The sequence below is a fragment of the Achromobacter xylosoxidans A8 genome (assembly GCF_000165835.1).
GTDB classification, from domain to species: domain Bacteria; phylum Pseudomonadota; class Gammaproteobacteria; order Burkholderiales; family Burkholderiaceae_B; genus Achromobacter; species Achromobacter xylosoxidans_B.
The window spans coordinates 3,692,795-3,713,670 of sequence record NC_014640.1 but is presented as its reverse complement, the minus strand read 5'-3'; the positions used below and the strand labels follow the sequence as shown (position 1 = coordinate 3,713,670).

Annotated in this window: 21 protein-coding genes; 14 read left to right on the top strand and 7 right to left on the bottom strand. The window is 67.1% G+C overall.

The genetic code is table 11. The features are described 5' to 3' along the window. Nucleotides 1-409 precede the first annotated feature (409 nt). Complete coding sequence (locus tag AXYL_RS17120; RefSeq protein ID WP_013394083.1) at nucleotides 410-1,390, bottom strand: Bug family tripartite tricarboxylate transporter substrate binding protein; 981 nt, start codon at nucleotides 1,388-1,390, stop codon at nucleotides 410-412. A gap of 559 nt (nucleotides 1,391-1,949) precedes the next feature. Here AXYL_RS17120 and AXYL_RS17115 point away from each other — a divergent pair. The 10 genes from AXYL_RS17115 to AXYL_RS17070 all read left to right on the top strand — a co-directional run bounded on the left by AXYL_RS17115 (nucleotide 1,950) and on the right by AXYL_RS17070 (nucleotide 11,035). Then, nucleotides 1,950-4,865 carry a monovalent cation/H+ antiporter subunit A gene (locus tag AXYL_RS17115; RefSeq protein ID WP_013394082.1) on the top strand — a complete coding sequence of 972 codons (2,916 nt, stop codon included), beginning with the start codon at nucleotides 1,950-1,952 and terminating at the stop codon, nucleotides 4,863-4,865. Continuing rightward, nucleotides 4,865-5,209 (top strand): Na+/H+ antiporter subunit C, encoded by a 345-nt coding sequence (locus tag AXYL_RS17110; RefSeq protein WP_013394081.1) that lies wholly within the window; start codon nucleotides 4,865-4,867, stop codon nucleotides 5,207-5,209. Before AXYL_RS17115 ends, AXYL_RS17110 begins: the two co-directional genes overlap by 1 nt. Before the next feature lie 62 nt (nucleotides 5,210-5,271). Continuing rightward, a complete protein-coding gene (locus tag AXYL_RS17105; protein ID WP_413772861.1) occupies nucleotides 5,272-6,837 on the top strand; it encodes a monovalent cation/H+ antiporter subunit D in 1,566 nt (521 codons plus the stop codon). Beyond that, nucleotides 6,837-7,319: a Na+/H+ antiporter subunit E gene (locus tag AXYL_RS17100; RefSeq protein WP_013394079.1), complete on the top strand. Its 483-nt coding sequence runs from the start codon at nucleotides 6,837-6,839 to the stop codon at nucleotides 7,317-7,319. The genes AXYL_RS17105 and AXYL_RS17100 overlap by 1 nt, the downstream gene beginning before the upstream one ends. Beyond that, nucleotides 7,316-7,597 carry a K+/H+ antiporter subunit F gene (locus AXYL_RS17095; protein WP_013394078.1) on the top strand — a complete coding sequence of 94 codons (282 nt, stop codon included), beginning with the start codon at nucleotides 7,316-7,318 and terminating at the stop codon, nucleotides 7,595-7,597. Before AXYL_RS17100 ends, AXYL_RS17095 begins: the two co-directional genes overlap by 4 nt. After that, a complete protein-coding gene (mnhG, locus tag AXYL_RS17090; protein WP_013394077.1) occupies nucleotides 7,594-7,935 on the top strand; it encodes a monovalent cation/H(+) antiporter subunit G in 342 nt (113 codons plus the stop codon). The genes AXYL_RS17095 and mnhG overlap by 4 nt, the downstream gene beginning before the upstream one ends. A gap of 130 nt (nucleotides 7,936-8,065) precedes the next feature. Further along, nucleotides 8,066-8,548: a hypothetical protein gene (locus AXYL_RS17085; protein ID WP_013394076.1), complete on the top strand. Its 483-nt coding sequence runs from the start codon at nucleotides 8,066-8,068 to the stop codon at nucleotides 8,546-8,548. A gap of 102 nt (nucleotides 8,549-8,650) precedes the next feature. After that, nucleotides 8,651-9,499, top strand: coding sequence for an HAD family hydrolase (locus AXYL_RS17080; RefSeq protein ID WP_013394075.1), 849 nt, complete (start codon nucleotides 8,651-8,653; stop codon nucleotides 9,497-9,499). Nucleotides 9,500-9,551: 52 nt separating this feature from the next. Beyond that, complete coding sequence (gene tadA / locus AXYL_RS17075) at nucleotides 9,552-10,001, top strand: tRNA adenosine(34) deaminase TadA (protein WP_049797936.1); 450 nt, start codon at nucleotides 9,552-9,554, stop codon at nucleotides 9,999-10,001. Continuing rightward, complete coding sequence (locus AXYL_RS17070; protein WP_013394073.1) at nucleotides 9,998-11,035, top strand: LD-carboxypeptidase; 1,038 nt, start codon at nucleotides 9,998-10,000, stop codon at nucleotides 11,033-11,035. Before tadA ends, AXYL_RS17070 begins: the two co-directional genes overlap by 4 nt. Before the next feature lie 21 nt (nucleotides 11,036-11,056). Here AXYL_RS17070 and AXYL_RS17065 read toward each other — a convergent pair whose 3' ends face one another. Then, on the bottom strand, nucleotides 11,057-12,004 hold the full coding sequence (locus AXYL_RS17065; RefSeq protein WP_013394072.1) for a LysR family transcriptional regulator: 948 nt from the start codon (nucleotides 12,002-12,004) through the stop codon (nucleotides 11,057-11,059). A gap of 149 nt (nucleotides 12,005-12,153) precedes the next feature. Between AXYL_RS17065 and AXYL_RS17060 the strand changes: the two genes are divergently transcribed. The 4 genes from AXYL_RS17060 to AXYL_RS17045 all read left to right on the top strand — a co-directional run bounded on the left by AXYL_RS17060 (nucleotide 12,154) and on the right by AXYL_RS17045 (nucleotide 17,198). Then, complete coding sequence (locus AXYL_RS17060; RefSeq protein ID WP_013394071.1) at nucleotides 12,154-13,362, top strand: CaiB/BaiF CoA transferase family protein; 1,209 nt, start codon at nucleotides 12,154-12,156, stop codon at nucleotides 13,360-13,362. Between the two features lie 65 nt (nucleotides 13,363-13,427). After that, nucleotides 13,428-14,399 (top strand): Bug family tripartite tricarboxylate transporter substrate binding protein, encoded by a 972-nt coding sequence (locus AXYL_RS17055; RefSeq protein ID WP_013394070.1) that lies wholly within the window; start codon nucleotides 13,428-13,430, stop codon nucleotides 14,397-14,399. A 28-nt stretch (nucleotides 14,400-14,427) separates the two neighbouring features. Continuing rightward, entirely contained in the window at nucleotides 14,428-15,432 is a 1,005-nt protein-coding gene (locus AXYL_RS17050) for an MDR family oxidoreductase (RefSeq protein WP_013394069.1), read from the top strand. A 161-nt stretch (nucleotides 15,433-15,593) separates the two neighbouring features. Then, nucleotides 15,594-17,198 (top strand): ABC-F family ATPase, encoded by a 1,605-nt coding sequence (locus tag AXYL_RS17045; RefSeq protein WP_013394068.1) that lies wholly within the window; start codon nucleotides 15,594-15,596, stop codon nucleotides 17,196-17,198. 41 nt (nucleotides 17,199-17,239) lie between these two features. Here the strand turns inward: AXYL_RS17045 and AXYL_RS17040 are convergent, their stop codons facing one another. From AXYL_RS17040 to AXYL_RS17020, 5 genes are read right to left on the bottom strand one after another with little or no spacing between them, the layout of a single operon-like run. Next, nucleotides 17,240-18,016 (bottom strand): SDR family NAD(P)-dependent oxidoreductase, encoded by a 777-nt coding sequence (locus AXYL_RS17040; RefSeq protein WP_013394067.1) that lies wholly within the window; start codon nucleotides 18,014-18,016, stop codon nucleotides 17,240-17,242. A 17-nt stretch (nucleotides 18,017-18,033) separates the two neighbouring features. Next, nucleotides 18,034-19,191 (bottom strand): thiolase, encoded by a 1,158-nt coding sequence (locus AXYL_RS17035; protein ID WP_013394066.1) that lies wholly within the window; start codon nucleotides 19,189-19,191, stop codon nucleotides 18,034-18,036. Further along, complete coding sequence (locus tag AXYL_RS17030) at nucleotides 19,188-19,583, bottom strand: Zn-ribbon domain-containing OB-fold protein (protein ID WP_013394065.1); 396 nt, start codon at nucleotides 19,581-19,583, stop codon at nucleotides 19,188-19,190. The genes AXYL_RS17035 and AXYL_RS17030 overlap by 4 nt, the downstream gene beginning before the upstream one ends. Nucleotides 19,584-19,603: 20 nt before the next feature. Then, nucleotides 19,604-20,386 carry an enoyl-CoA hydratase/isomerase family protein gene (locus AXYL_RS17025; protein ID WP_013394064.1) on the bottom strand — a complete coding sequence of 261 codons (783 nt, stop codon included), beginning with the start codon at nucleotides 20,384-20,386 and terminating at the stop codon, nucleotides 19,604-19,606. Further along, nucleotides 20,383-20,865, bottom strand: coding sequence for a MaoC family dehydratase (locus AXYL_RS17020; RefSeq protein WP_013394063.1), 483 nt, complete (start codon nucleotides 20,863-20,865; stop codon nucleotides 20,383-20,385). The genes AXYL_RS17025 and AXYL_RS17020 overlap by 4 nt, the downstream gene beginning before the upstream one ends. Nucleotides 20,866-20,876 lie beyond the last annotated feature (11 nt).

Below are 20,876 nucleotides of genomic sequence, written 5' to 3'. Positions count from 1 at the left end.
GAGGCTTGGGGCCCGGCCACGCGGCAGGGCTTGCGCCGGCCGGCTGCAGGGCTGCGGAAAGCGCGGGTGTGCGCAGGCAGCCGGCGGCGGGCCGGGATAGGGCTCAGGAAGGGGAAAAGCGGGCGATTAGCCGGGCTTGGAGCGGGCGTAGGCGGAGCGCGCGGCGACTTCCTGCGAGCTCAACAGGGTCGAGCGCAGGGCGCAAAGCGCGCAGGCGGCGCAGGGGAGGGGAGAAAAATGGGATCGCACGGTCGCACATGCTACCACCGGGGCGATTGCAGTCAAGGCCGGACCTCGGGAACGTACGCCTGTCGGAAAAGCGCGGACCCAGTAAAAGAGCCGGTCTGGGTAGACCGGCTCTCGGGCATGGCCGGTCCCGAAGATCGGGCCGGCGCGTCGCAGCGGACGATCAGTTGGTCGACTGGATGTTGCGTTCCTTGGCGATGCGTTGGCGCAGTTCCAGCTCGCGCTTGATCTGGGCGGCGTATTCGGCAGGCGTGTTGCCGTCCACCAGCGAGCCGCCGTCGGCCAGGCGCTGCACGATCTTGGGATCCTTGAGCGCCTTGACGGCGGCGTCATGGATGCGGTCGATCACGGCCTGCGGCGTGCCGGCGGGCGCGACCAGGCCGTACCAGGCCATATTGTCCATTTCCGGCAGGCCGCCTTCGGAGAAGGTCGGCACGTCCGGCAGCGCGGGCAGGCGCTTGGGCGCGGCCACGGCCAGGGCGCGCAGCTTGCCGGCCTGGATGTGGGGCATGGACGAGGGCAGGTTGTCGAACTGGGCGTTGACCTGGCCGGCGATCACGTCGTTGAGGGCCGGGCCCGAACCGCGGTAGGGCACGTGCACCATGTCGGTCTTGGTCAGGGACTTGAAGAGTTCGCCGTCCAGGTGGCCGATGCCGCCCGCGCCCGAGGACGCGTAGGCGTACTTGCCGGGGTTGGCCTTGAGCAGGGCGATGAACTCTGCCAGGTTCTTGGCCGGCACCGCCGGGTTCACCGTGAGCACGTTGGGGACGTTCACCATATTGGTGATGGGAGCGAAGTCCTTCAACGGGTTGTAGGGGTTCTTGGGATTGGTGGCCGGGTTGGTGGCCATGGTGCTGACGGTGGCCACGCCCAGGGTGTAGCCGTCAGGCGTGGAGCGCGCCACGGCGTCGGCGCCGATCGAGCCGCCGCCGCCGCCGCGGTTCTCGACCACCACGGCCTGGCCGAGCTCGCGGGTCAGGCCTTCGGCGACGATGCGCGCGACGATGTCGGTGGTGCCGCCCGCGGCGAAGGGGACGATCAGGCGGATGGGCTTGTTGGGGTAGGGGTCGGCTGCTTGCGCGGCGGTGGTGAGGCAGAGGCCGGCGACGGCGGCGGCCAGGACGGCCTTGGCTTGGGACAGCATGGTCAAGAGTCTTCTCCAGATTATTTGAATTTCCGACCCGGCCGGCTTCTTGGGCCGGCGTCGGTGAAGCCTGCCGCGCCCGGATGCTGGCGTGGCGGAGCTTCGTGGGCGCCATTCCACACAGTAAATTTCGGCCGGTCAACCCGGATAGACCCTGGCTTGTCCAGGGTTATTTTTTTATGGCGCGGATGTCCGAAGAAGACCGCAATAGACCAAAAAATCCAATGCTGACAACGACATGAAAAGCTTCGGGAATATTTCAATTGCGCAAGGATTGCGCATCGATCGTGCCGTCATCCGCATCGTAAACACATAAATCTCTGCATAACTTACAAGAATCTGATATTTTTCGTATGAGATTCTTGGCCGGTCTTGCAAGAAAGCTATTGCGTTTGTTTCTGTCTGCGCCGTTCAATGGCGTTGGTTGATGTCCCCCGCGGGGCAACGTGTAGTGCAGCGACGCACCGGGCCAGGGTTCCGTCCGTTTTTCAATCCCCGGTCTGTTCGTCTTTCGCTGCCTTGTGCTGGCGGGAGGGGGCCCGGACACTCTCGGAACGCCATGTCGCTGATCCTGATCCTCGCTCTGCCGTTCGCCGGCAGCCTGTGCGCCGCGCTCCTGCCAGCCAACGCCCGCAATGCCGAGGCCTGGCTGGCAGGCCTCATCGCCCTGGCCTGTGTGGTGCTGGTCATCAGCCTGTATCCCGAAGTCACCAATGGCGGCGTGGTCCGCTTCGACATGCCCTGGGCGCCCGCCCTGGGCCTGCAGTTCACGCTGCGCATGGATGGCTATGCCTGGCTGTTTGCACTGATCGTGTCCGGCATGGGCGCGCTGGTGGTGCTGTACGCCCGCTACTACATGTCGCCGGAAGATCCGGTGCCGCGCTTTTTCTCGTTCTTCCAGGCCTTCATGGCCGCCATGCTGGGCGTGGTGCTGTCCGGCAACCTGATCCAGCTGGTCATGTTCTGGGAAATGACCAGCCTGGCGTCCTTCATGCTGATTGCCTACTGGCATCACCGCCTGGACGCGCGCCGCGGCGCGCGCATGGCGCTGACGGTCACGGGCGGGGGCGGACTGTGCCTGCTGGCCGGGGTGCTGATACTGGGCCACATCGTCGGCAGCTATGACCTGGACCGGGTGCTGGCGGCGGGCGACCTGGTGCGCGCCGACCCCTGGTATCCGGCCGTCCTGATCCTGGTGGCGCTGGGCGCGCTGACCAAGAGCGCCCAGTTTCCTTTCCATTTCTGGCTGCCCAACGCCATGGCGGCGCCCACGCCCGTATCCGCCTATCTGCATTCGGCCACCATGGTGAAGGCAGGCGTGTTCCTGCTGGCGCGGTTCTGGCCGGTGCTGTCCGGTACCGATGAGTGGTTCTGGATCATCGGCGGGGCGGGGCTGATCACACTGGTGCTGGGCGCCTACGCGGCCATCTTCCAGCAGGACATGAAGGGGGTGCTGGCGTATTCCACCATCAGCCACCTGGGGCTGATTACGCTGCTGCTGGGCCTGAACAGCACGCTGGCGTTGGTCGCGGCCATCTTCCACATGATCAACCACGCCACCTTCAAGGCCTCGCTCTTCATGGCCGCGGGCGTGGTGGACCACGAGACCGGCACGCGCGACCTGAGCCGGCTCTCAGGCCTGTACAAGGCCATGCCCATTACGGCGACGCTGGCCATGGTGGCGGCCGCATCGATGGCGGGGGTGCCGCTGCTCAACGGCTTCCTGTCCAAGGAAATGTTCTTCGCCGAGACCACTTTCGTCAGCGGCGACCGCATTACCGAGATCGGCCTGCCGCTGGTGGCTACCATCGCGGGCGCGTTCAGCGTGGCCTATTCGCTGCGCTTCATCCTGCAAGTGTTCTTCGGCCCTCCGGCTACCGACCTGCCGCGTGCGCCGCATGAGCCGCCGCGCTGGATGCTGTTTCCCAGCGCGCTGCTGGTGGCCATCTGCCTGCTGGTGGGCGTGGTGCCCGGGCTGACGATCGGCCCGTTCCTGGCGACGGCGGCACAGAGCATCCTGGGCCAGGACATGCCGGAATACAGCCTGGCCGTCTGGCACGGCGTGAACCTGCCCCTGGTCATGAGCCTGGTGGCGACCACGGCCGGCATCCTGCTCTACCTGGCCTTGCGCGCGCATCAGCGCGCCAACCCGGGCCGGGTGCCGTTCATCTACCGCCTGGACGGCCGCCGCAGCTTCGAGGCGCTGCTGGACGGCTCCAGCGTGGCCGCGGCCTGGCTGCTGCGCTGGCTGGCGTCCTCGCGCCTGCAGGTGCAGATGCTGCTGATCGTGCTGGGCACGCTGTTCGTGGCCTGGCTGCCGTTGCGCGGGGGCGGCTGGCTGGATGGCGCCGGCCGCATGACGCCGATCGACCCGGCGTTCGCGCTGCTGTGGCTGGTGGGCGCGGGCTGCGCGCTGGCTGCGGCCTTCCAGGCCAAGTACCACCGCCTGGCGTCGCTGGCCTTGGCCGGCGGCGCGGGTCTGATCACCTGCCTGACCTTCGTCTGGTTCTCGGCGCCTGACCTGGCCCTGACCCAGTTGTCGGTCGAGGTGGTGACCCTGGTGCTGTTGCTGCTGGGCCTGCGCTGGCTGCCGCGGCGCATCGCGCAGGACGAGGACGAAGGCCTGAAGGCCACGCTGCGGGCGCGCGGGCGCCGACTGCGCGACCTGCTGATGGCGGGCGCCGCGGGCACCGGCATGGCCGCGCTGGCCTATGCGGTGCTGGTGCGTCCGCAAGGCGACACCATTTCCTCGTATTTCGTCGATCGCGCGCTGCCGGACGGCGGCGGCACCAACGTGGTGAACGTCATCCTGGTGGACTTCCGCGGCTTCGATACCTTTGGCGAAATCACCGTGCTGGGCATCGTGGCGCTGACGGTCTACGCGCTGCTGCGCCGCTTCCGTCCGGCCGCTGAAAGCGCGGACCTGCCGCGCCAGCAGCTCGACCAGGACGGCGGCGTGCCGGAGGCGCCGGACATCAAGTCGCTGGTGCCCACGGGCTCGATGATGGTGCCGACCGTGCTGGTGCGCCTGTTGCTGCCCACCGCCGCGCTGATTTCCGTTTACTTCCTGCTGCGCGGCCACAACCAGCCGGGCGGCGGTTTCGTGGGCGGACTGATCTTCGCCACCGCAGTGATCCTGCAATACATGGTGGGCGGCGTGTACTGGGTGGAGTCGCGCAGCCGCCTCAACCCGCAGAACTGGATCGGCATCGGCCTGCTGTTCGCCGGCACGGCTGCGGTGACCGCCTGGCTGGCCTACAAGCCCTTCCTGGCGGCGCTGTCCTGGGATATCGCGCTGCCGCTGATCGGCCATGTGCACCTGTCCAGCGTGCTGCTGTTCGACCTGGGCGTCTACATGCTGGTCGTGGGCTCCACCGTGCTGGTGCTGGTGGCGCTGGCCCACCAATCGCTGCGCGCGCAACGCAAGGCTGCCGTCGAAATCCAGGCGGCCGCCGCACAAACAGGGGAAGCCTGATGGAATTGATATACGCCATCGCTATCGGTGTCTTGGCTGGCTCGGGCGTCTGGCTGCTGCTGCGGCCGCGGACCTTCCAGTTCATCATGGGCCTGTCGCTGGTTTCCTACGCGGTGAACCTGTTCATCTTCGGCATGGGCCGGCTGACCTCGGGCCGTCCGCCCGTGGTGGATCCGGCAGTGGCCCATGATCCTTCCTGGTATGCGGATCCGCTGCCGCAGGCGCTGGTGCTGACGGCCATCGTGATCGGCTTCGCCACCACCGCGCTGTTCCTGGTTGTGCTGCTGGCCTCGCGTGGCCTCACGGGTACCGACCACGTTGATGGACGGGAGTCCCAATCTTGAATTTTTGGCTGCAACATCTACCCGTATTGCCCATTGTCACGCCGCTCGCGGCTGGCGCGGCGATGCTCCTGCTGGCTGACACCCGCCGCTATACCCGTGGCGCCATCGCGCTCGTTTCCACCCTGGGCCAACTGGCCGCCGCCATTGCGCTGCTGGTGGTGGCGGGCGGCGGCGTACCCGGTGTCTGGCCGGACGGGGTAGGGGTCTATCTGGTGGGCGACTGGCCCGCGCCCTTCGGCATCGTGCTGGTGGTCGACCGTCTGGCCGCCGTCATGCTGACCCTGACCGCGGTGCTGGGATTGGCCACGCTGGTCTATGCGTTGGCCCGCTGGGACCGCGCCGGCGTGCACTTCCATTCGCTGTTCCAGTTCCTGCTGATGGGGCTGAACGGGGCATTCCTGACGGGCGATCTGTTCAACCTGTTTGTGTTCTTCGAAGTGCTGCTGGCCGCGTCCTATGGCCTGTTGCTGCACGGCTCGGGCGTGGCGCGCGTCAGCGCCGGCCTGCAGTACATCGCGGTCAATCTGGTGGCTTCGTTCCTGCTGCTGATCAGCATCGCGCTGATCTACGGTGTCACCGGCACGCTGAACATGGCGGACCTGGCGGTGCGCGCGGGCAACCTGGCGGGCGCGGACCGCATGCTGTTCGAGGCTGGCGCGGCCATCCTGGGCGTGGCTTTCCTGGTAAAGGCGGGCGCCTGGCCGCTGAACTTCTGGCTGGTCAAGGGCTACGGTTCGGCCGGCGCGCCGGTCGCGGCCATGTTCTCCATCATGACCAAGGTCGGCATCTACGCGCTGCTGCGCATCGGCTCCTTGCTGCTGCCGACAGGCGCGCCAGCGGCATTCAGCCTGGACTGGATGTTCGCGGCGGGGCTGGCCACGCTGCTGTTCGGCGGCCTGGGCTTGCTGGCGACGCAGCAGCTGGAAAAAATGGTGGGCTACTGCGTGATCGTGTCGGCGGGCACGCTGCTGACCGCGCTGGGCATGCCGGGCGTGACGCTGACCGGTCCGGCGCTGTTCTACCTGCTCAGTTCCGTGCTGACCACGGGCGCGTTCTTCCTGTTGGCCGAGCTGATCGAACGCACCCGCAGTTTCGGCGCCAACGTGCTGGCCGTGACCCTGGATGCCTTCGACCTGGACGATCCCGCCTCGGTCAACCGGTCCGACGACGTGGTGGGCGTGGCCATTCCCGCGGCCATGGCCTTCCTGGGCCTGGCCTTCATTTCCTGCGCCTTGCTGGTGACTGGCCTGCCGCCCCTGTCGGGCTTTGTCGCCAAGCTGTCGCTGCTGTCGGCGGCGGTGTCGGCCGCCAACGAATCGGCCGTGCCCATGGACGCATGGATACTGGTGGCCGCCGTGCTGCTGTCCGGTTTGGCCGGCCTGATCGGCCTGGGCCGCACCGGCATCCGGGTGTTCTGGGCCAGCGATGACCGCAGCACGCCGCGCCTGCGGCTGATCGAAGCCGGGCCAGTGGCAGTGCTGTTGCTGCTGTGCGTGGGCCTGGCGGCCGGCGCGGGTCCTGTGTCGGCCTACCTGGACGACGCGGCGCGTTCGCTGGACCAGCCCAAGTCCTATATCGACGCCGTCATGTCCGCGCAGACCGTGCGCGGCCTCAAGGGAGGAAGCTGATGCGCCGCCTCTACTTCCTGTTCCTGCCGGTCTACCTGTTCGTCCTGTGGCTGGTGCTCAATGAGAGCGCGTCCGCCGGCCAGATCGCGCTGGGCATCGCGTTGGCGCTGTGGTTCACCTGGGCCGCATCCCGCCTGCGGCCGCTGCGGGCGCGGCCGCGCCGCCTGTGGAAGGCGGTGCCGCTGTTCCTGCACGTGACCGCGGACATCATCAAATCCAATGTCGCCGTGGCGCGGCTGATCCTGAATCCGCGCCGCAATAACTTTTCACCCGGGTTCATCATGATCCCGCTGACCATGCGCGACCCGCATGGCCTGGCGATGCTGGCCTGCATCGTCACCTACACGCCGGGCACCGTCTGGGTGGACCTGACCGACGACCATCGCCTGAAGCTGCACGTGCTGGACCTGCAGAACGAGGGCGACTGGATCAAGCTGGTCCAGGAACGCTACGAGCGCCCGCTGATGGAGATTTTCGAATGAACAACATACTTTACTGGGCCGCGTCCTTCGCCTTGCTCTGCTTCGCGCTGGGCATGGTCTTCGCCGCCATCCGGCTGCTGCGCGGTCCCACCGCGCAGGACCGCGTGCTGGCCCTGGACACGCTGTACATCAACGGCATGCTGACCATGCTGGTGTTCGGCATCCGCTCCGGCACGTCCGTGTACTTCGACATCGCGCTGCTGATCGCGCTGTTCGGCTTCGTCGGTTCCACCGCGATGGCGCGCTTCCTGCTGCGCGGCGAGGTGATCGAGCCATGATCGACGCCCAGATCCCGCTGTGGGCCACCATACCTGCCAGCATCCTGCTGGTGCTCGGCGGCTTGCTGGCGCTGACCGGGTCGGCCGGCCTGCTGCGCTTCCGTACCTTCTATGCCCGCATCCATGCGCCCACCCTGGGCAACACCATGGGTTGCGGTTGCGTGTTGGCCGCTTCCATCCTGGTGTTTTCGGCGCTGTCTGCCCGGCCTGTGTTTCATGAAGTCATCATCACCTTGCTGCTGATCGTGTCTTCGCCCGTGACCGCCATGCTGCTGATGCGCGCGGCGACCTACCGTAACCGCCTGAGCAAAGCCGACGCCGAGCGCGATGCCAGCTAAGCCGGCAGGGCGGGTTTGTTGCGCCGCGTCAATTGAAACGTAGTCTTACGAATTCAAGTCGCTGGACATGTAGCCGAAGCGTCATCGTGGGATAGTGGGTAACGGATCAACCAATCTCAAGGAGCTGACCATGACTACACGTCCCATGCATACCAAACGCCTCGCGGCGACGCTTTGCGCTGCAGGCCTGATGTTGGCCGCGGGAGCGGTCCACGCGGCAGATGCGAGCGGCCGCGGCTCAGCCCAGTCCCAGTACCAGCAGGATGTGGCGGCTTGCAAGAGCGGCGCCACCGGCCAGGACCAGGCCGCCTGCATGCGCGAAGCCGGCGCGGCGCGGCAAGAGAGCGGCCGCAACAATCTCAAGGACGGCGGCACCGACCAGCTGCAGCAGAACATGCTGGACCGCTGCAACCGCCTGCCGGCCGCATCGCGCCAAGATTGCGTCACACAGATGACTTCGCCCACCAATGTGCGCGGCAGCGTGCAGGGCGGGGGCGTGCTGCGTGAAACCGTCATCCAGGTGCCCGCCGACACGGTGCCGCCCGCGGCCGGCGCGCCGGGCATGGCGCCCGCGCCCGCCGCGGCGCCCATGACCGCGCCGGTCCGCCAGTAAGCGGACGGGTCGGGCACAGGGCCTGCATCCGGGCCCACAGGGGCGCAGCCGCCGCCACATTCAGGCAAAATGGCGGCTGTCGCCCCTTTTTCACGCATATACATGTCCGACGTCATCGCCCTGATATTCGACTTCGACGACACGCTGGCCTCGGACAGCACGTCCGGCTTCCTGGAAAGCATGGGCGTGGACACGGCATCCTTCTGGAAGGATGAGGTCGATCCCTTGTTGTCGCAGCAGGATTGGGACCCCGTGCCCGCCTACCTGTACCAGATGATCCAGCTGTCGCAATCGGGCAAGCATGGCCTCATCACGCAGCAACGCCTGAAGGACTGGGGCGCGCGGCTGGAACTGCACGATGGCGTTCCCACGCTGTTCCAGCGCCTGCGCGCCGCGGTGCGGGCCGAACAGCCGCAAGTGCAGCTGGAGTTCTACCTGATCTCCAGCGGCATTGGCGACGTGGTCCGCTCCACGCCCATCGCGCATGAATTCACCGAGATCTGGGCGTCCGAATTCGTCTACGGCGCCGATGGCGGCATCGCCTTTCCGCGCCGCATCGTCAGCTTTACCGACAAGACCCGCTACCTGTTCCATATCCAGAAAGGCATCATCGGCCGCGACTTCCGCAACAAGCCCTTCGAGGTCAACCGCAAGGTGCCCGAGGACCGCTTGCGCGTGCCGTTCGACCAGATGGTGTTCGTCGGCGACGGCTACACCGACATTCCGTGCTTTTCGCTGATCCGCCGCGCCGGCGGCTTCGCCTTCGGCGTCTGGGACCCCAAGCATCGGGACAAGCGCAGCCGGGCCTGGGGCTTCATCGAAGAGGGCCGGGTATCGAACCTGAACCAGGCCCGCTACGACGAGCATGCCGAACTCTATCAATGGCTGGAAGAAGCCGTGACCAGCCTGGCCGGCCGCATCGCACTGAAGTCCCGGGTGTACCGTGGTTGAAGCAATCCCTTTGGCGGCGGTTCAACCCTGGACCGCGCAGGACGCCAGCTTCATGGAACTGGCGCTGCAAGAGGCCCAGGCCGCCTACGACATCGGCGAGGTGCCGGTGGGCGCGCTGGTGGTGTCGGCCCAGGGCGACATTCTGGGGCGGGGCTACAACCGCACCATCATCGACCACGACCCCACCGCCCACGCCGAGATCGTCGCCTTGCGCGGCGCCGCGCGCGCGCTGGAAAACTACCGCCTGCCGGGCATCACCGTGTATGTGACGCTGGAGCCCTGCGTCATGTGCATCGGCGCCATGCTGCACGCGCGGCTCGCCCGCGTGGTGTTCGGCGCCTACGACCCCAAGACCGGCGCCTGCGGCAGCGTGCTGGACGTAGGCTCGGTCCCCAAACTCAATCATCACACCTCAGTCACCGGCGGCGTGCTGGCGGAACCTTGCGGCGAATTGCTGCGCCGGTTCTTCCGCGAACGCCGCAGCAAGGAATCCGCAGCATGAGCAAATCCCAAGGCGCCAAGGCGCGCGGTGCGAAAGCCGCCGCCGCCCACGAGCATGACCACAACCACGATCATGGCCATGCAGGCCACGAATGTGATGAAGACTGCGGGCATGACCACAGCCACGCCCACGTGCTGCCGGACGCCCGCGGCATCTACCTGATCTCGCCGTCCTCCGCGGTGCGCGACCCGGCCACGGTTGAACTGGCCCGCGAGCGCCTGCAGCAGCAGGGCTTCAAGACCGCCCTGGACCGCACTGCTTTGGCTGAGCACCAGCGCTTCGCCGGCACCGACGCGCAGCGCCTGGCCAGCCTGACGCGCGCCGCCAAGCAGAAGTTGCCCATCGTCATGGTCACGCGCGGCGGCTACGGCATGGGCCGGCTGCTGCCTTCCATTGACTGGAAGGCCATGGCCGACAGCGGCAAGCGCTTCGTCGGCATGAGCGACTTCACCGCCTTCAACCTGGGCCTGCTGGCGCAGACCGGCGCGGTCAGCTATACCGGCGCCTCGGCCATCTATGACTTCGGCGGCAAGAAGGTCGACGACCTGACCGAAGCCCTGTTCGGCGAGATCATGCGCGGCGAACTGGAAATCCTCAGCTTCGAAACCCAGGACGCCGATGCGGTGGACTGCCGCGGCATCCTGTGGGGCGGCAACCTGGCCATGCTGACGTCCTTGCTGGGCACGCCCTACATGCCCAAGGTGCGTGGCGGCATCCTGTTCCTGGAAGACGTGGCCGAGCATCCCTACCGCATCGAACGCATGCTGATCCAGCTGGCGCAGGCCGGCATCCTGGGCAAGCAGAGGGCCATCGTGCTGGGCCGCTTCTCGGACTACAAGCTGGCCGCGCACGACAACGGCTACGACCTGCACGAAGTGGTGGCTTGGCTGCGCAGGACGGTCAAGGTGCCGGTGGTGACGGGCCTGCCGTACGGCCACGTCGCGACCAAGGCGACCCTGCCTATCGGGCAGAAGGTGGGCCTGGCCACTGAGAAGGGCATGGCGCACCTGGTGCTGGACGAGCACACGCACTGAGCCTCGGGCCGTTGCGCGACCTCAGCCGCTCCGGGGCGCCGCGCGCGGCCGGCGCGGTTTGTCGGCGGGCGCACCGGCCACAACCTGCCGCGCAAGATCCGGCAAGGCCTTGAACAGCTGCCGGGTGGCCGCGGTGGCGGGCCGCTGGCGGCTAAGGTCCATCAGTACCGTCTGCCGGACAGCGGGATCTGCCAGACCGATCGCAACCAGGCTGCCGTCCGCCAGTTCCGTTGATACCGCGTGGCTGGGCAGGATGCTGTGCAGGCCGCCACGCAGGATCGCATCCTTGATGACGACGCCGGAGTCGGCTTCCAGCACCACATTCAGTTCGATGCCGGCGCGCAAGGTCAGGCTGTCCAGCACCGCACGCAAGGAGTTCGGACGTACGGGCAGGGCCAGCGGCACCGCGGCCAGATCGGCCAGGCGTAGTTCGCGGCTTGCGGCCACCGCCGAGCCGGCGCTGGTCACCAATTTCATTTCGGTTTCGAACAGGACCTCTTGCGGGCGGGTGGACGCGGCGCGGTACCGGTTGTAGATGCCGATGTCGATCTTGCCGTTGGCCAGCCAGGCCTCGATCTCCCCGCTGTAACCCTCGAAGACCCGCAGCCGGATGCCCGGATAGCGTGCCTGCGTGTAGGTCAGCAGCATGCCGATGAGCGGCTGCGACAGCGATGGAATCACCCCCAGGTTGACGATGCCCGCAGGCTTGCGCTGGGCGGCCTGCGCTTCCTCCAGCAACTGATCGGCCTCCAGCAGCAAAGCCTGGGCGCGCGGGATCAGGCTTTCGCCCAGTTCGGTCAAGAGCACCCCGCGCCCCGTGCGAAAGAACAGTCTGCCGCCGAACTCCTGTTCCAGTTCGGACAGTTGGCGGCTCAACGCGGACTGCGCGATGCCCAGGGCTGCGGCCGCCCGGGTCAGGCTGCCGGCTTCTGCGATGCGGGTGAATACCCTCAGGTTCTTCAGGTCCATGGCTGCGCCCCATCTCGATTGGAGATAACTGCTTTATCAAGAATGCCCATTCCGGATGGGCTGATTTCAGCACAGAATTCCCCCAACTTGATGCGTACGCATGGCGGTGCCCGCCGGACAGGTCCGGCTGGAAACAGGGGAATCAGCAGATGAGTTTCGAGGAAAATGCGGGGCCGCTGAAAGGCGTGCGTATCCTGGACTTGTCCACCGTGGTGGCTGGCCCCTGGGCCGCGACGCTGCTGGCGGACCTGGGCGCCGAGGTGCTGAAGGTGGAGATTCCGGGACCGGGCGACCCCTTGCGCGCACTGGCGCCACACAAGGATGGCGTGCCGCTGTGGTGGAAGGTCGCGAACCGCAACAAGAAGGGCATTTCGGTGGATCTGCGCACCGCCGAAGGCCGCGACATCGTGGCGCGCCTGCTGCCGGATTTCGATGTGCTGGTGGAAAACTTCCGTCCCGGAACGCTGGACGGCTGGGGCATGCCGGGCGAGTGGCTGCGCCAGCAGAACCCGGCGTTGACCATCCTGCGCGTGACGGGCTTCGGCCAGACCGGCCCTTACCGCAACAAGCCGGGGTTCGCCCGCGTGTTCGAAGCCATGAGCGGACTGACCAATATCTGCGGCGAACCGGATGGCCGGCCCCTGCACATGGGCTTTCCCATTGCGGATGCGGTGGCTGGCCTGTTCGGGGCGTTGGGCATCGTCGCCGCCTTGTACCGCGAAAAAGCCGCGCCGCTGGGGCAGGGCCAGGAGATCGATTGTTCGCTGATGGAGTCGATGTTCCGGGTCATGGACTTCCTGCCCATCGAATACGACCAGTTGGGCATCGTCCGCGGCCGGCTGGGCAACAGCAGCCAGTATGCCGCGCCAGGCAACGTCTATCGGACCCGTGACGGCCATTGGGCCTCGATCGCGGCATCGACGCAGCGCATTTTCGAACGCTTGTGCGTGGCGCTGGAATTGGACGGCGTGGCGCAGGACCCGCGCTACCTGACAAATCCAGACCGGGTGCGCAACCGCGAGGCGCTGGATGCCCTGGTGGCCGCGGCGATCGCGCGCCATACGCTGGCCGAACTGGGGGCCTTGCTTGATGCGCACTCGGTCGGCTTCAGCCCGATCTATGACATCGCCGACATCTTCCGCGATCCGCATATCGCAGCCCGCCAGGGCATTGTCTCGGTGCAGGATGAAGAACTGGGGCCGGTACGGATGCAAAGCGTGGTGCCCAGGTTCTCGGCGACGCCGGGCGCGGTGCATCACGCCGGCCCCAGCCTGGGGCAGCACAACGCGGAGGTGTTGGGCGCGCTGGGCATCAGCGGCGAACAGCAGGCAGCCCTGCGGGAGCGGGGCGTTATCTAGTACGGATTCCATCGCCACGGAGCCGCCTTGAGACAGGCTCCGGGCGCCACAAGGAGGAGACGACGATGCGCGCATGGACAGCAGGATGGATCTTGGCAGCGGGCCTGATCACGGCGACGCCAGCACAGGCCGGACCCGAGTGGCCCGCCAAGCCGGTCAAGCTGCTGGTGGGCTTCCCGCCCGGCCAGGCGACGGACGCGGTGGCGCGGCTGCTGGCCGAGAGGCTGTCGCCCAGATTGAACCAGCCCGTGATCGTGGAGAACCGGCCCGGGCAGGGCGGCAGCATTGCTTTGGCGGCGCTGGCGAAAGCCGCGCCCGACGGCTACACCATGATGCTGTCGGCGACCGCGTCGTTGGTCAGCAATCCGCACCTCTACAAATCGACCGGCTACGACACTTTGCGGGACTTTGAACCCGTCGGCCTGGTGGCCGACCTGCCCATGGTGCTGGTGGCCAATGCCGCTCAGCCGTTCAGCGACGTGGCGAGCTTGCGGGAGTACGCGCAGCGTCATCCCGGCGCGTTGAATTTTTCCTCGTCGGGCAACGGCACCCTGTCGCACCTGGGCATGGTGATGCTGGAGCGCGAGGCCAAGCTGCAGCTGACGCATATCCCATATCAGGGCAGCGCCAAAGCCATGACCGACATGATCGGCGGCAACGTCGCCATCGGCCTGGACACGGTGGCGGTGACCCTGCCGCATATCCAGTCCGGCCGCCTGAAGGCGCTGGCGGTGGGCGCGAGCCAGCGCCTGCCCATGCTGCCGGATACGCCGACTTTCGCCGAAGCAGGCTACCCCGGGTTCCAGGCCAATCCCTGGCTGGGGATGCTGTTTCCGAAAGGGACGCCCCAGCCAGTCGTGCGGCGCATGAACCAGGAAATACGCGACGCGGTCGCCACGCCGGCGCTGGCCCAATCGCTCAAGGCCATCGGCGCGTTCGCGCGCGTCGATACGCCGGAGGAATTCTCGCAGCTCTTGCGCCAGGAATACCGCAGCTGGGGCGAACTCGTGCAGCTCTCGGGCAGCCGGGTGGACTGACACCCAACCAACTACAAAGGAACGCAGCATGAAGCATGACCACCCATTCAAGGCCCTGGTGCTGACGCAGGAGGACGGCAAGACGCAGTGCCATTTGCAGGAGTTGAGCATAGCCCAACTGCCGGCCGGGGACGTGACGGTCAAGGTCGATTACTCCAGCCTGAACTACAAGGATGCAATGGCCGTAACCGGCACGGGCAGGATCGTGCGCGACTTTCCCATGGTGCCTGGGATCGATCTGGCCGGTACGGTGATTGACTCTGACGCGCCGGACTATCCCGTCGGAACGCCGGTGGTGCTGACCGGCTGGAGTGTCGGCGAGCGCTATTGGGGCGGCTATGCCCAGGTGCAGCGTGTCAAGTCGGAATGGCTGGTGCCGCTGGCGTCGGGCCTGGACAGCTTCAAGGCCATGGCTATCGGCACCGCAGGGTTAACCGCCATGCTATGCGTCATGGAACTGGAAGCCGCGGGTATCGGTCCTGGAAGCGGCACGGTGCTGGTGACTGGCGCGTCCGGCGGGGTCGGCAGCGTGGCGGTGGCGCTCCTGGCACGCCTGGGGTATCGGGTCGCGGCGCTGGTGCAGCCCGGGCGCGAGGCCGTGCATCCCTATCTGATTTCGTTGGGCGCGTCCGAAGTGCTTGCGGGCGCGGATTGGGCGCAGGCTTCCAAACCCCTGGAGAACCAGCGCTGGGCCGGCGCGGTGGACACGGTGGGATCGGCCGTGCTGGCACGGGTGTTGGCCTCGACGGAGTACGGTGGCGCGGTCGCGGCCTGCGGCCTGGCCGGCGGCGTCGACTTGCCTGCCACGGTCATGCCCTTCATCCTGCGCGGCGTCCGCCTGCTGGGGGTGGACTCGGTGATGTGTCCGGTTGCGCGGCGACGCGAGGCCTGGGAGCGGCTGGGGCGGGTGTACGGCGATACGCCGTTCGCCGATATTGTGATGACGGCTGGCTTGGGACAGGTGCCGGAGCTTGCCGCAAGAATGATGGCGGGCGGCAATCGCGGCAGGTACGTCATCGACGTCAACCAGTAGCGGCGGGCAGGCGCGTGGGCGGTGGGAAGGCCGCTCCCGGTCCGGCTTCCGAGACGGATTGCGGGGCGCCAAGCGTGGGGCAGGGCGGGCGTCAAGCGGGCTTGGTACAATGTCAGGTTTCCCGCACGCGTCCCAGACGCCTTTAGCCTCTAAAACACACCGTGATATCCACCGCCAATCTCACCATCCAGTTCGGTCCCAAACCCCTTTTCGAGAACGTCAGCGTCAAGTTCGGGGAAGGCAACCGCTACGGGCTGATCGGGGCCAACGGTTCCGGCAAGTCGACCTTCATGAAGATCATCGGCGGCGACCTGGAAGCATCGGCGGGCAACGTGTCGCTGGAGCCGGGCGTGCGCCTGGGCAAGCTGCGCCAGGACCAGTTCGCGTTTGAAGACCTGCGCGTGCTGGACGTGGTCATGATGGGCCACACCGAGATGTGGGCCGCCATGTCCGAGCGCGACGCCATCTACGCCAACCCGGAAGCGACCGAAGACGACTACATGCGCGCGGCCGACCTGGAGGCCAAGTTCGCCGAGTACGACGGCTATACCGCCGAAGCCCGCGCCGGCGAACTGCTGCTGGGCCTGGAAATCGCCGTCGACCAGCACAACCTGCCCATGCGCGAAGTGGCGCCGGGCTGGAAGCTGCGCGTGCTGCTGGCACAGGCCCTGTTCTCGAATCCCGACGTGCTGCTGCTGGACGAGCCGACCAACAACCTGGACATCAACACCATCCGCTGGTTGGAAAACGTGCTCAACGGCTACCAGAGCACGATGATCATCATCAGCCACGACCGCCACTTCCTGAACCAGGTGTGCACGCACATGGCCGACGTGGACTATGGCGAGATCCGCATCTATGCCGGCAACTACGATGACTACATGCTGGCGTCCACCCAGGCGCGCGAACGCCTGGTGTCCAACAACGCCAAGGCCAAGGAACGCGTCGCCGAACTGCAGGACTTCGTGCGCCGCTTCGCCGCCAACAAGTCCAAGTCGCGCCAGGCCACTTCGCGCCTGAAGCAGATCGACCGCATCAAGGCCGACCAGGTCGTGGTCAAGCCCTCGTCGCGCCAGAACCCGTACATCCGCTTCGAACAGAACAAGGTCATGCACCGCCTGGCGGTCACCGTCGAGAACCTGACCAAGGCCTACGACGCGCCCGTCATCCGCAAGTTCTCGGCCATGGTCGACGCGGGCGAGAAGATCGCCATCATCGGCGCCAACGGCGTCGGCAAGACCACGCTGCTGCGCCTCCTGGCCACCGACCTGCAACCCGATTCGGGCGACGTGAAGTGGTCCGAGAACGCTGACCTGGGCTACATGGCGCAGGACGTGTCCGACCAGTTCCTGCAGACCGACATCAATCTGCTGGACTGGATGGGCGACCACCGCCAGCCGGGCGACGATGACCAGTCCATCCGTTCGGTGCTGGGCCGCCTGTTGTTCTCGGCGGACGACCTGCCCAAGGCGCCCAAGGTGCTGTCCGGTGGCGAAAAGAACCGCATGACCTTCGGCCGCCTGATGCTGGGCCGGCACAACGTCATGCTGCTCGACGAACCCACCAACCACCTGGATATGGAATCGATCGAGTCGCTGCAGTTCGCGCTGGAAAAGTACGAAGGCACGCTGGTGTTCGTGTCGCATGACCGCGAGTTCGTTTCCGGCCTGGCCACGCGCGTGATCGAAATCCTGCCTACGGGCGAGATCGTCGACTACCGCGGCGGCTACGACGACTACCTGACCTCGCGCGGCATCGACGCCTGAGGACGCCGCGGGCCGCCAGGCGCGGCGGCCCCGGACCAGGCTTACATGCCGATGGTCATCCCGCCATTGGCATAAAGATGCTGCCCCGTCATGTACGAGGCGGCATCCGATAGCAGGAAGCACACCGGCCAGGCCACCTCCTCAGGCTGGCCGAAGCGACCCAGCGGGATCTGCGACAGATAGGTGTCGCGGAACTTGTCCCCGCGTATGGTTTCCGTCATGGGCGTTTCCACCACGCCAAAGCCGATGGTGTTGACCCGTATCCCGTACTTGCCCCATTCGCGCGCCGCGCTCATGGTCAGCCCCAGCACGCCCGACTTGGCTGCGGCGTAGTTGATCTGGCCGATAGTGCCGCGGCGGCCTGCGTCCGAGGTGATGTTGACCACCGACCCGCCGGGCTTGCCGGTCTCGCGCGCTGTCGCCAGCATATGGCGGCCGACGGCCTGCAGGAACTGGAAGGAACCGGTCAGGTGCACGTCGATCACCTTCTGCCAGGCTTCCTGGGTCATCTTTTCTATCATGGCGGTGCGCGTGATGCCGGCGTTGTTCACCAGGCCGTCGACCGTGCCGAAACGTTCGGCCGTCTGCGCCACCGCCGCTTCGGCGAAGGCCGGGTCCGACACGTCGCCGGCCAGGGTCAGCAACTGGCCTTGCGGCGCCTCGCGCTCAAACGCGGCGAGCGCATCGGCGTTCATATCCACGGCCGTGACGCGCGCGCCCAATTGCATGGCCAGTTCGCTGATGGCGCGGCCTATGCCTTGGGCCGCGCCCGTCACGATGATGCTGCGTTGGTCGAGCAGATAAGCAGTGTGATTCATGGTTTTCCTTGTGGGGTTCAGAGCGTTTCGGCCGCGCCCAGGATCAACGTGGCCTGGCTGGAGAGTTCGCCGCCGTTGCCGTGCGCCAGCGCCAGGCTGGCGCCAGGCACCTGGCGCGCGCCGCCCAGGCCGGCCAGCTGGACGTAGGCTTCGACCATCGTGAACAGGCCGTACATGCCGGGATGCACGCAGGAGAGGCCGCCGCCGTTGGTATTGACCGGCAGTTCGCCGCCCGGCGCGATGCGGCCGTTTTCAACGAAGGCCGCGCCTTCGCCCTTGGCGCAGAATCCCAGGTCTTCGAGGAACAGGATGGGGTTGATGGTGAAAGCGTCGTACAGCTCCAGCACGTCGATGTCCTGCGGACGCACGCCGGCCTGGGCATAGGCGCGCGCACCGCTGCGCACGGCGGCGGTCACCGTCAGGTCCGGCATATTGGTGATCTCGCGATGGTCGGTGGCGGCCGCCGCGCCCAGCAGGTAGGCGGGCCGGGCGCAGTGGTCGCGTGCGCGGTCGGCGCGGGTCATCACCACGGCGGCCGCGCCGTCGGTCACCAGGCAGCAGTCGCGCACGCTCAGGGGCTCGGCCACCATGCGGGCCGACAGGTACTGCGCCATGTCCAGGGGCTCGCGCATGGCAGCCTCGGGATTGAGCATGGCCCATTGGCGCGCGGCGATGGCGACCGCGCCCAGCTGTTCGCGCTTCAATCCGTACTGGTGGGCGTAGCGTGAAGCCGCCAGCGCATAGGCGCCCACGGGGCGCGCCAGCCGGTAGGGCGCCTCGTTGGGAGAAGGACGCATGGAACTGACCAGCTTGCCCGCGCCGCTGCGCTGGTTGCTGCCGTAGGCGATCAGCGCCACGTCGCATTGGCCCGCCTCCAGTGCCAGCGCGGCCCACATGGCGTGGGTCAGGAAGGAGGACCCACCGGTGCGGTTGTTGTCGGTCAGGCGCGGCGAGATGCCCAGGTATTCGGCAAAGCCCAGGCCGGACATGAAGTCGTCGGGCAGGCCGATGAACAGGCCGTCGACCTGGTCGGGGCGCAGTCCCGCCTGGTCCAGGGCCGCCAGGCTGGCCCCGACCGCGAGGTCCATGGAGCTCATGCCGGGCATCTGGCCTATGCCGTAGGTGGCGCCGGCCACGATGGCGGCCTTGCCGCGCGGGAAACGGTCTTGGGTCATGCCTGCTCCGCCGTGGGTTCGAATACCAGCAGGCCGCGTCCGGCCTCCTGGATGACGCGGGCGCGCACCCGGGCGCCGATACGCACCTCCTGTGCGGGGATGCCGTCCACCCGCGACATCAGCCGTGGCCCTTCGTCCAGGTCGATCAGCACGACGCTGTAGGGCGTTTCGGGCGGGCGCGGATGGATCACGGTGGCGGCATGGACCCGGCCGAGCCCGCTGGGGGCGGCCCATTCCAGGTCGCGTGAGCCGCTGCGCGGCGCGGCCACGCGCGGATAGAAGAAAAACTCGCCGCTGGCGCGGTCGCGCTGCAGCATGAAACGGCCTTCGTCCAGATAGGCCTCGTAGCAGGCCTGGGGTCCGGGTTCGGCAGCTTGGGTTTCTGTCGGCATGTCGTTCAATCCCTTGTCGTTCAATCCCATTTGTAGGCAGGAGGCAGTTTTTCCACGAAACGCCGGGCGGCGTCGCGATGGAATGCGCTGTCGCGGCAGATGGCCTGGGCCATGGCCTCTTGCGCGTAGATGTCCTCGCGGCTGGACTCGAAAGTCCGGTTCATGATCGTCTTGGCCAGGCCCAGCGCCTGCGTCGGCGCCGCATGGAAGCGTTCGGCCATGGCCAGCGCCTGTTCCAGCGGGTCGCCGTCGCACAGGGCCTGCACCAGGCCCAGTTCCAGCGCCTCCTCGGCCTCGCAGACCCGGGCGGTGAACACCAGTTCCTTGGCGCGCGCCAGGCCGACCGCGCGTGGCAGCAGATACATGCCGAGCATGTCGGGCACATAGCCGATGCGGGCGAACACGGCGCAGAAGGTGGCGCCGCGCCGCGCGATGGCGTAGTCCGCGCAAAGCGCCAGCGACAGGCCGGCGCCGAAGGCAACGCCCTCGACCGCGCTGATGACCGGTTTTTCCAGATCCACCAGCGCGTCGTACCAGCGGTGGATCTTGCGGATGCGTTCCCGTCCTTCGAAGGCGTCCAGGCCCGCCGCATGCGCCTGGGCGATGGACTTGATGTCGCCGCCGGCGCAGAAATGCCCGCCGGAACCCGTCAGCACGACGGCCTTGATGCCGTCGTCCTCGCGCAGTTCCGGCAGGGCATGCGCGAACGCATCGCGCATCTCAAGGCTGAGCGCGTTGCGCTGATCGGGCCGGTCCATGGCCAGCACGGCGGTGGCGCCGTGGCGGGTGATCTTCAGTGTCATGCCTGCTCCTTTTGGGCTGGGTGATACGCGATCTGCGTGAGCCAGCGCGCGACCAGCGCCGGCCGTTCCTCGCCATCGATGTCGATGCGCACATCCCAGGCCAGACGCGCCTGGCCGTCGGGCAGCTCGTCCACGCCAGCCAGCGCGAACGCACCGCGGATGCGTGCGCCGGCCTTGACCGCCTGCGTGAAGCGCACGCGGTCAAAGCCGTAGTTCACCGCCAGCCTGCGGTTGGGAAAGCGGATGGCGGATGCGTACAGGCTGGGCAGCAGGGAGAGCGTCAGCAGGCCGTGCGCAATGGCCGCGCCGTAGGGGGATTCGGCCTGCGCGCGCTGCGGATCCATGTGGATCCACTGCGTATCGCCGGTGGCCAGGCCGAAGCGGTTGATGGTGTCCTGGTCTACCGCCTGCCAGGGCGTGAGGGCGGCAGGCTGCCCCGAAAAGGCGCGCAACGCCGCGATGGAGTCCAAGGTGATCATGGCGGACTTCC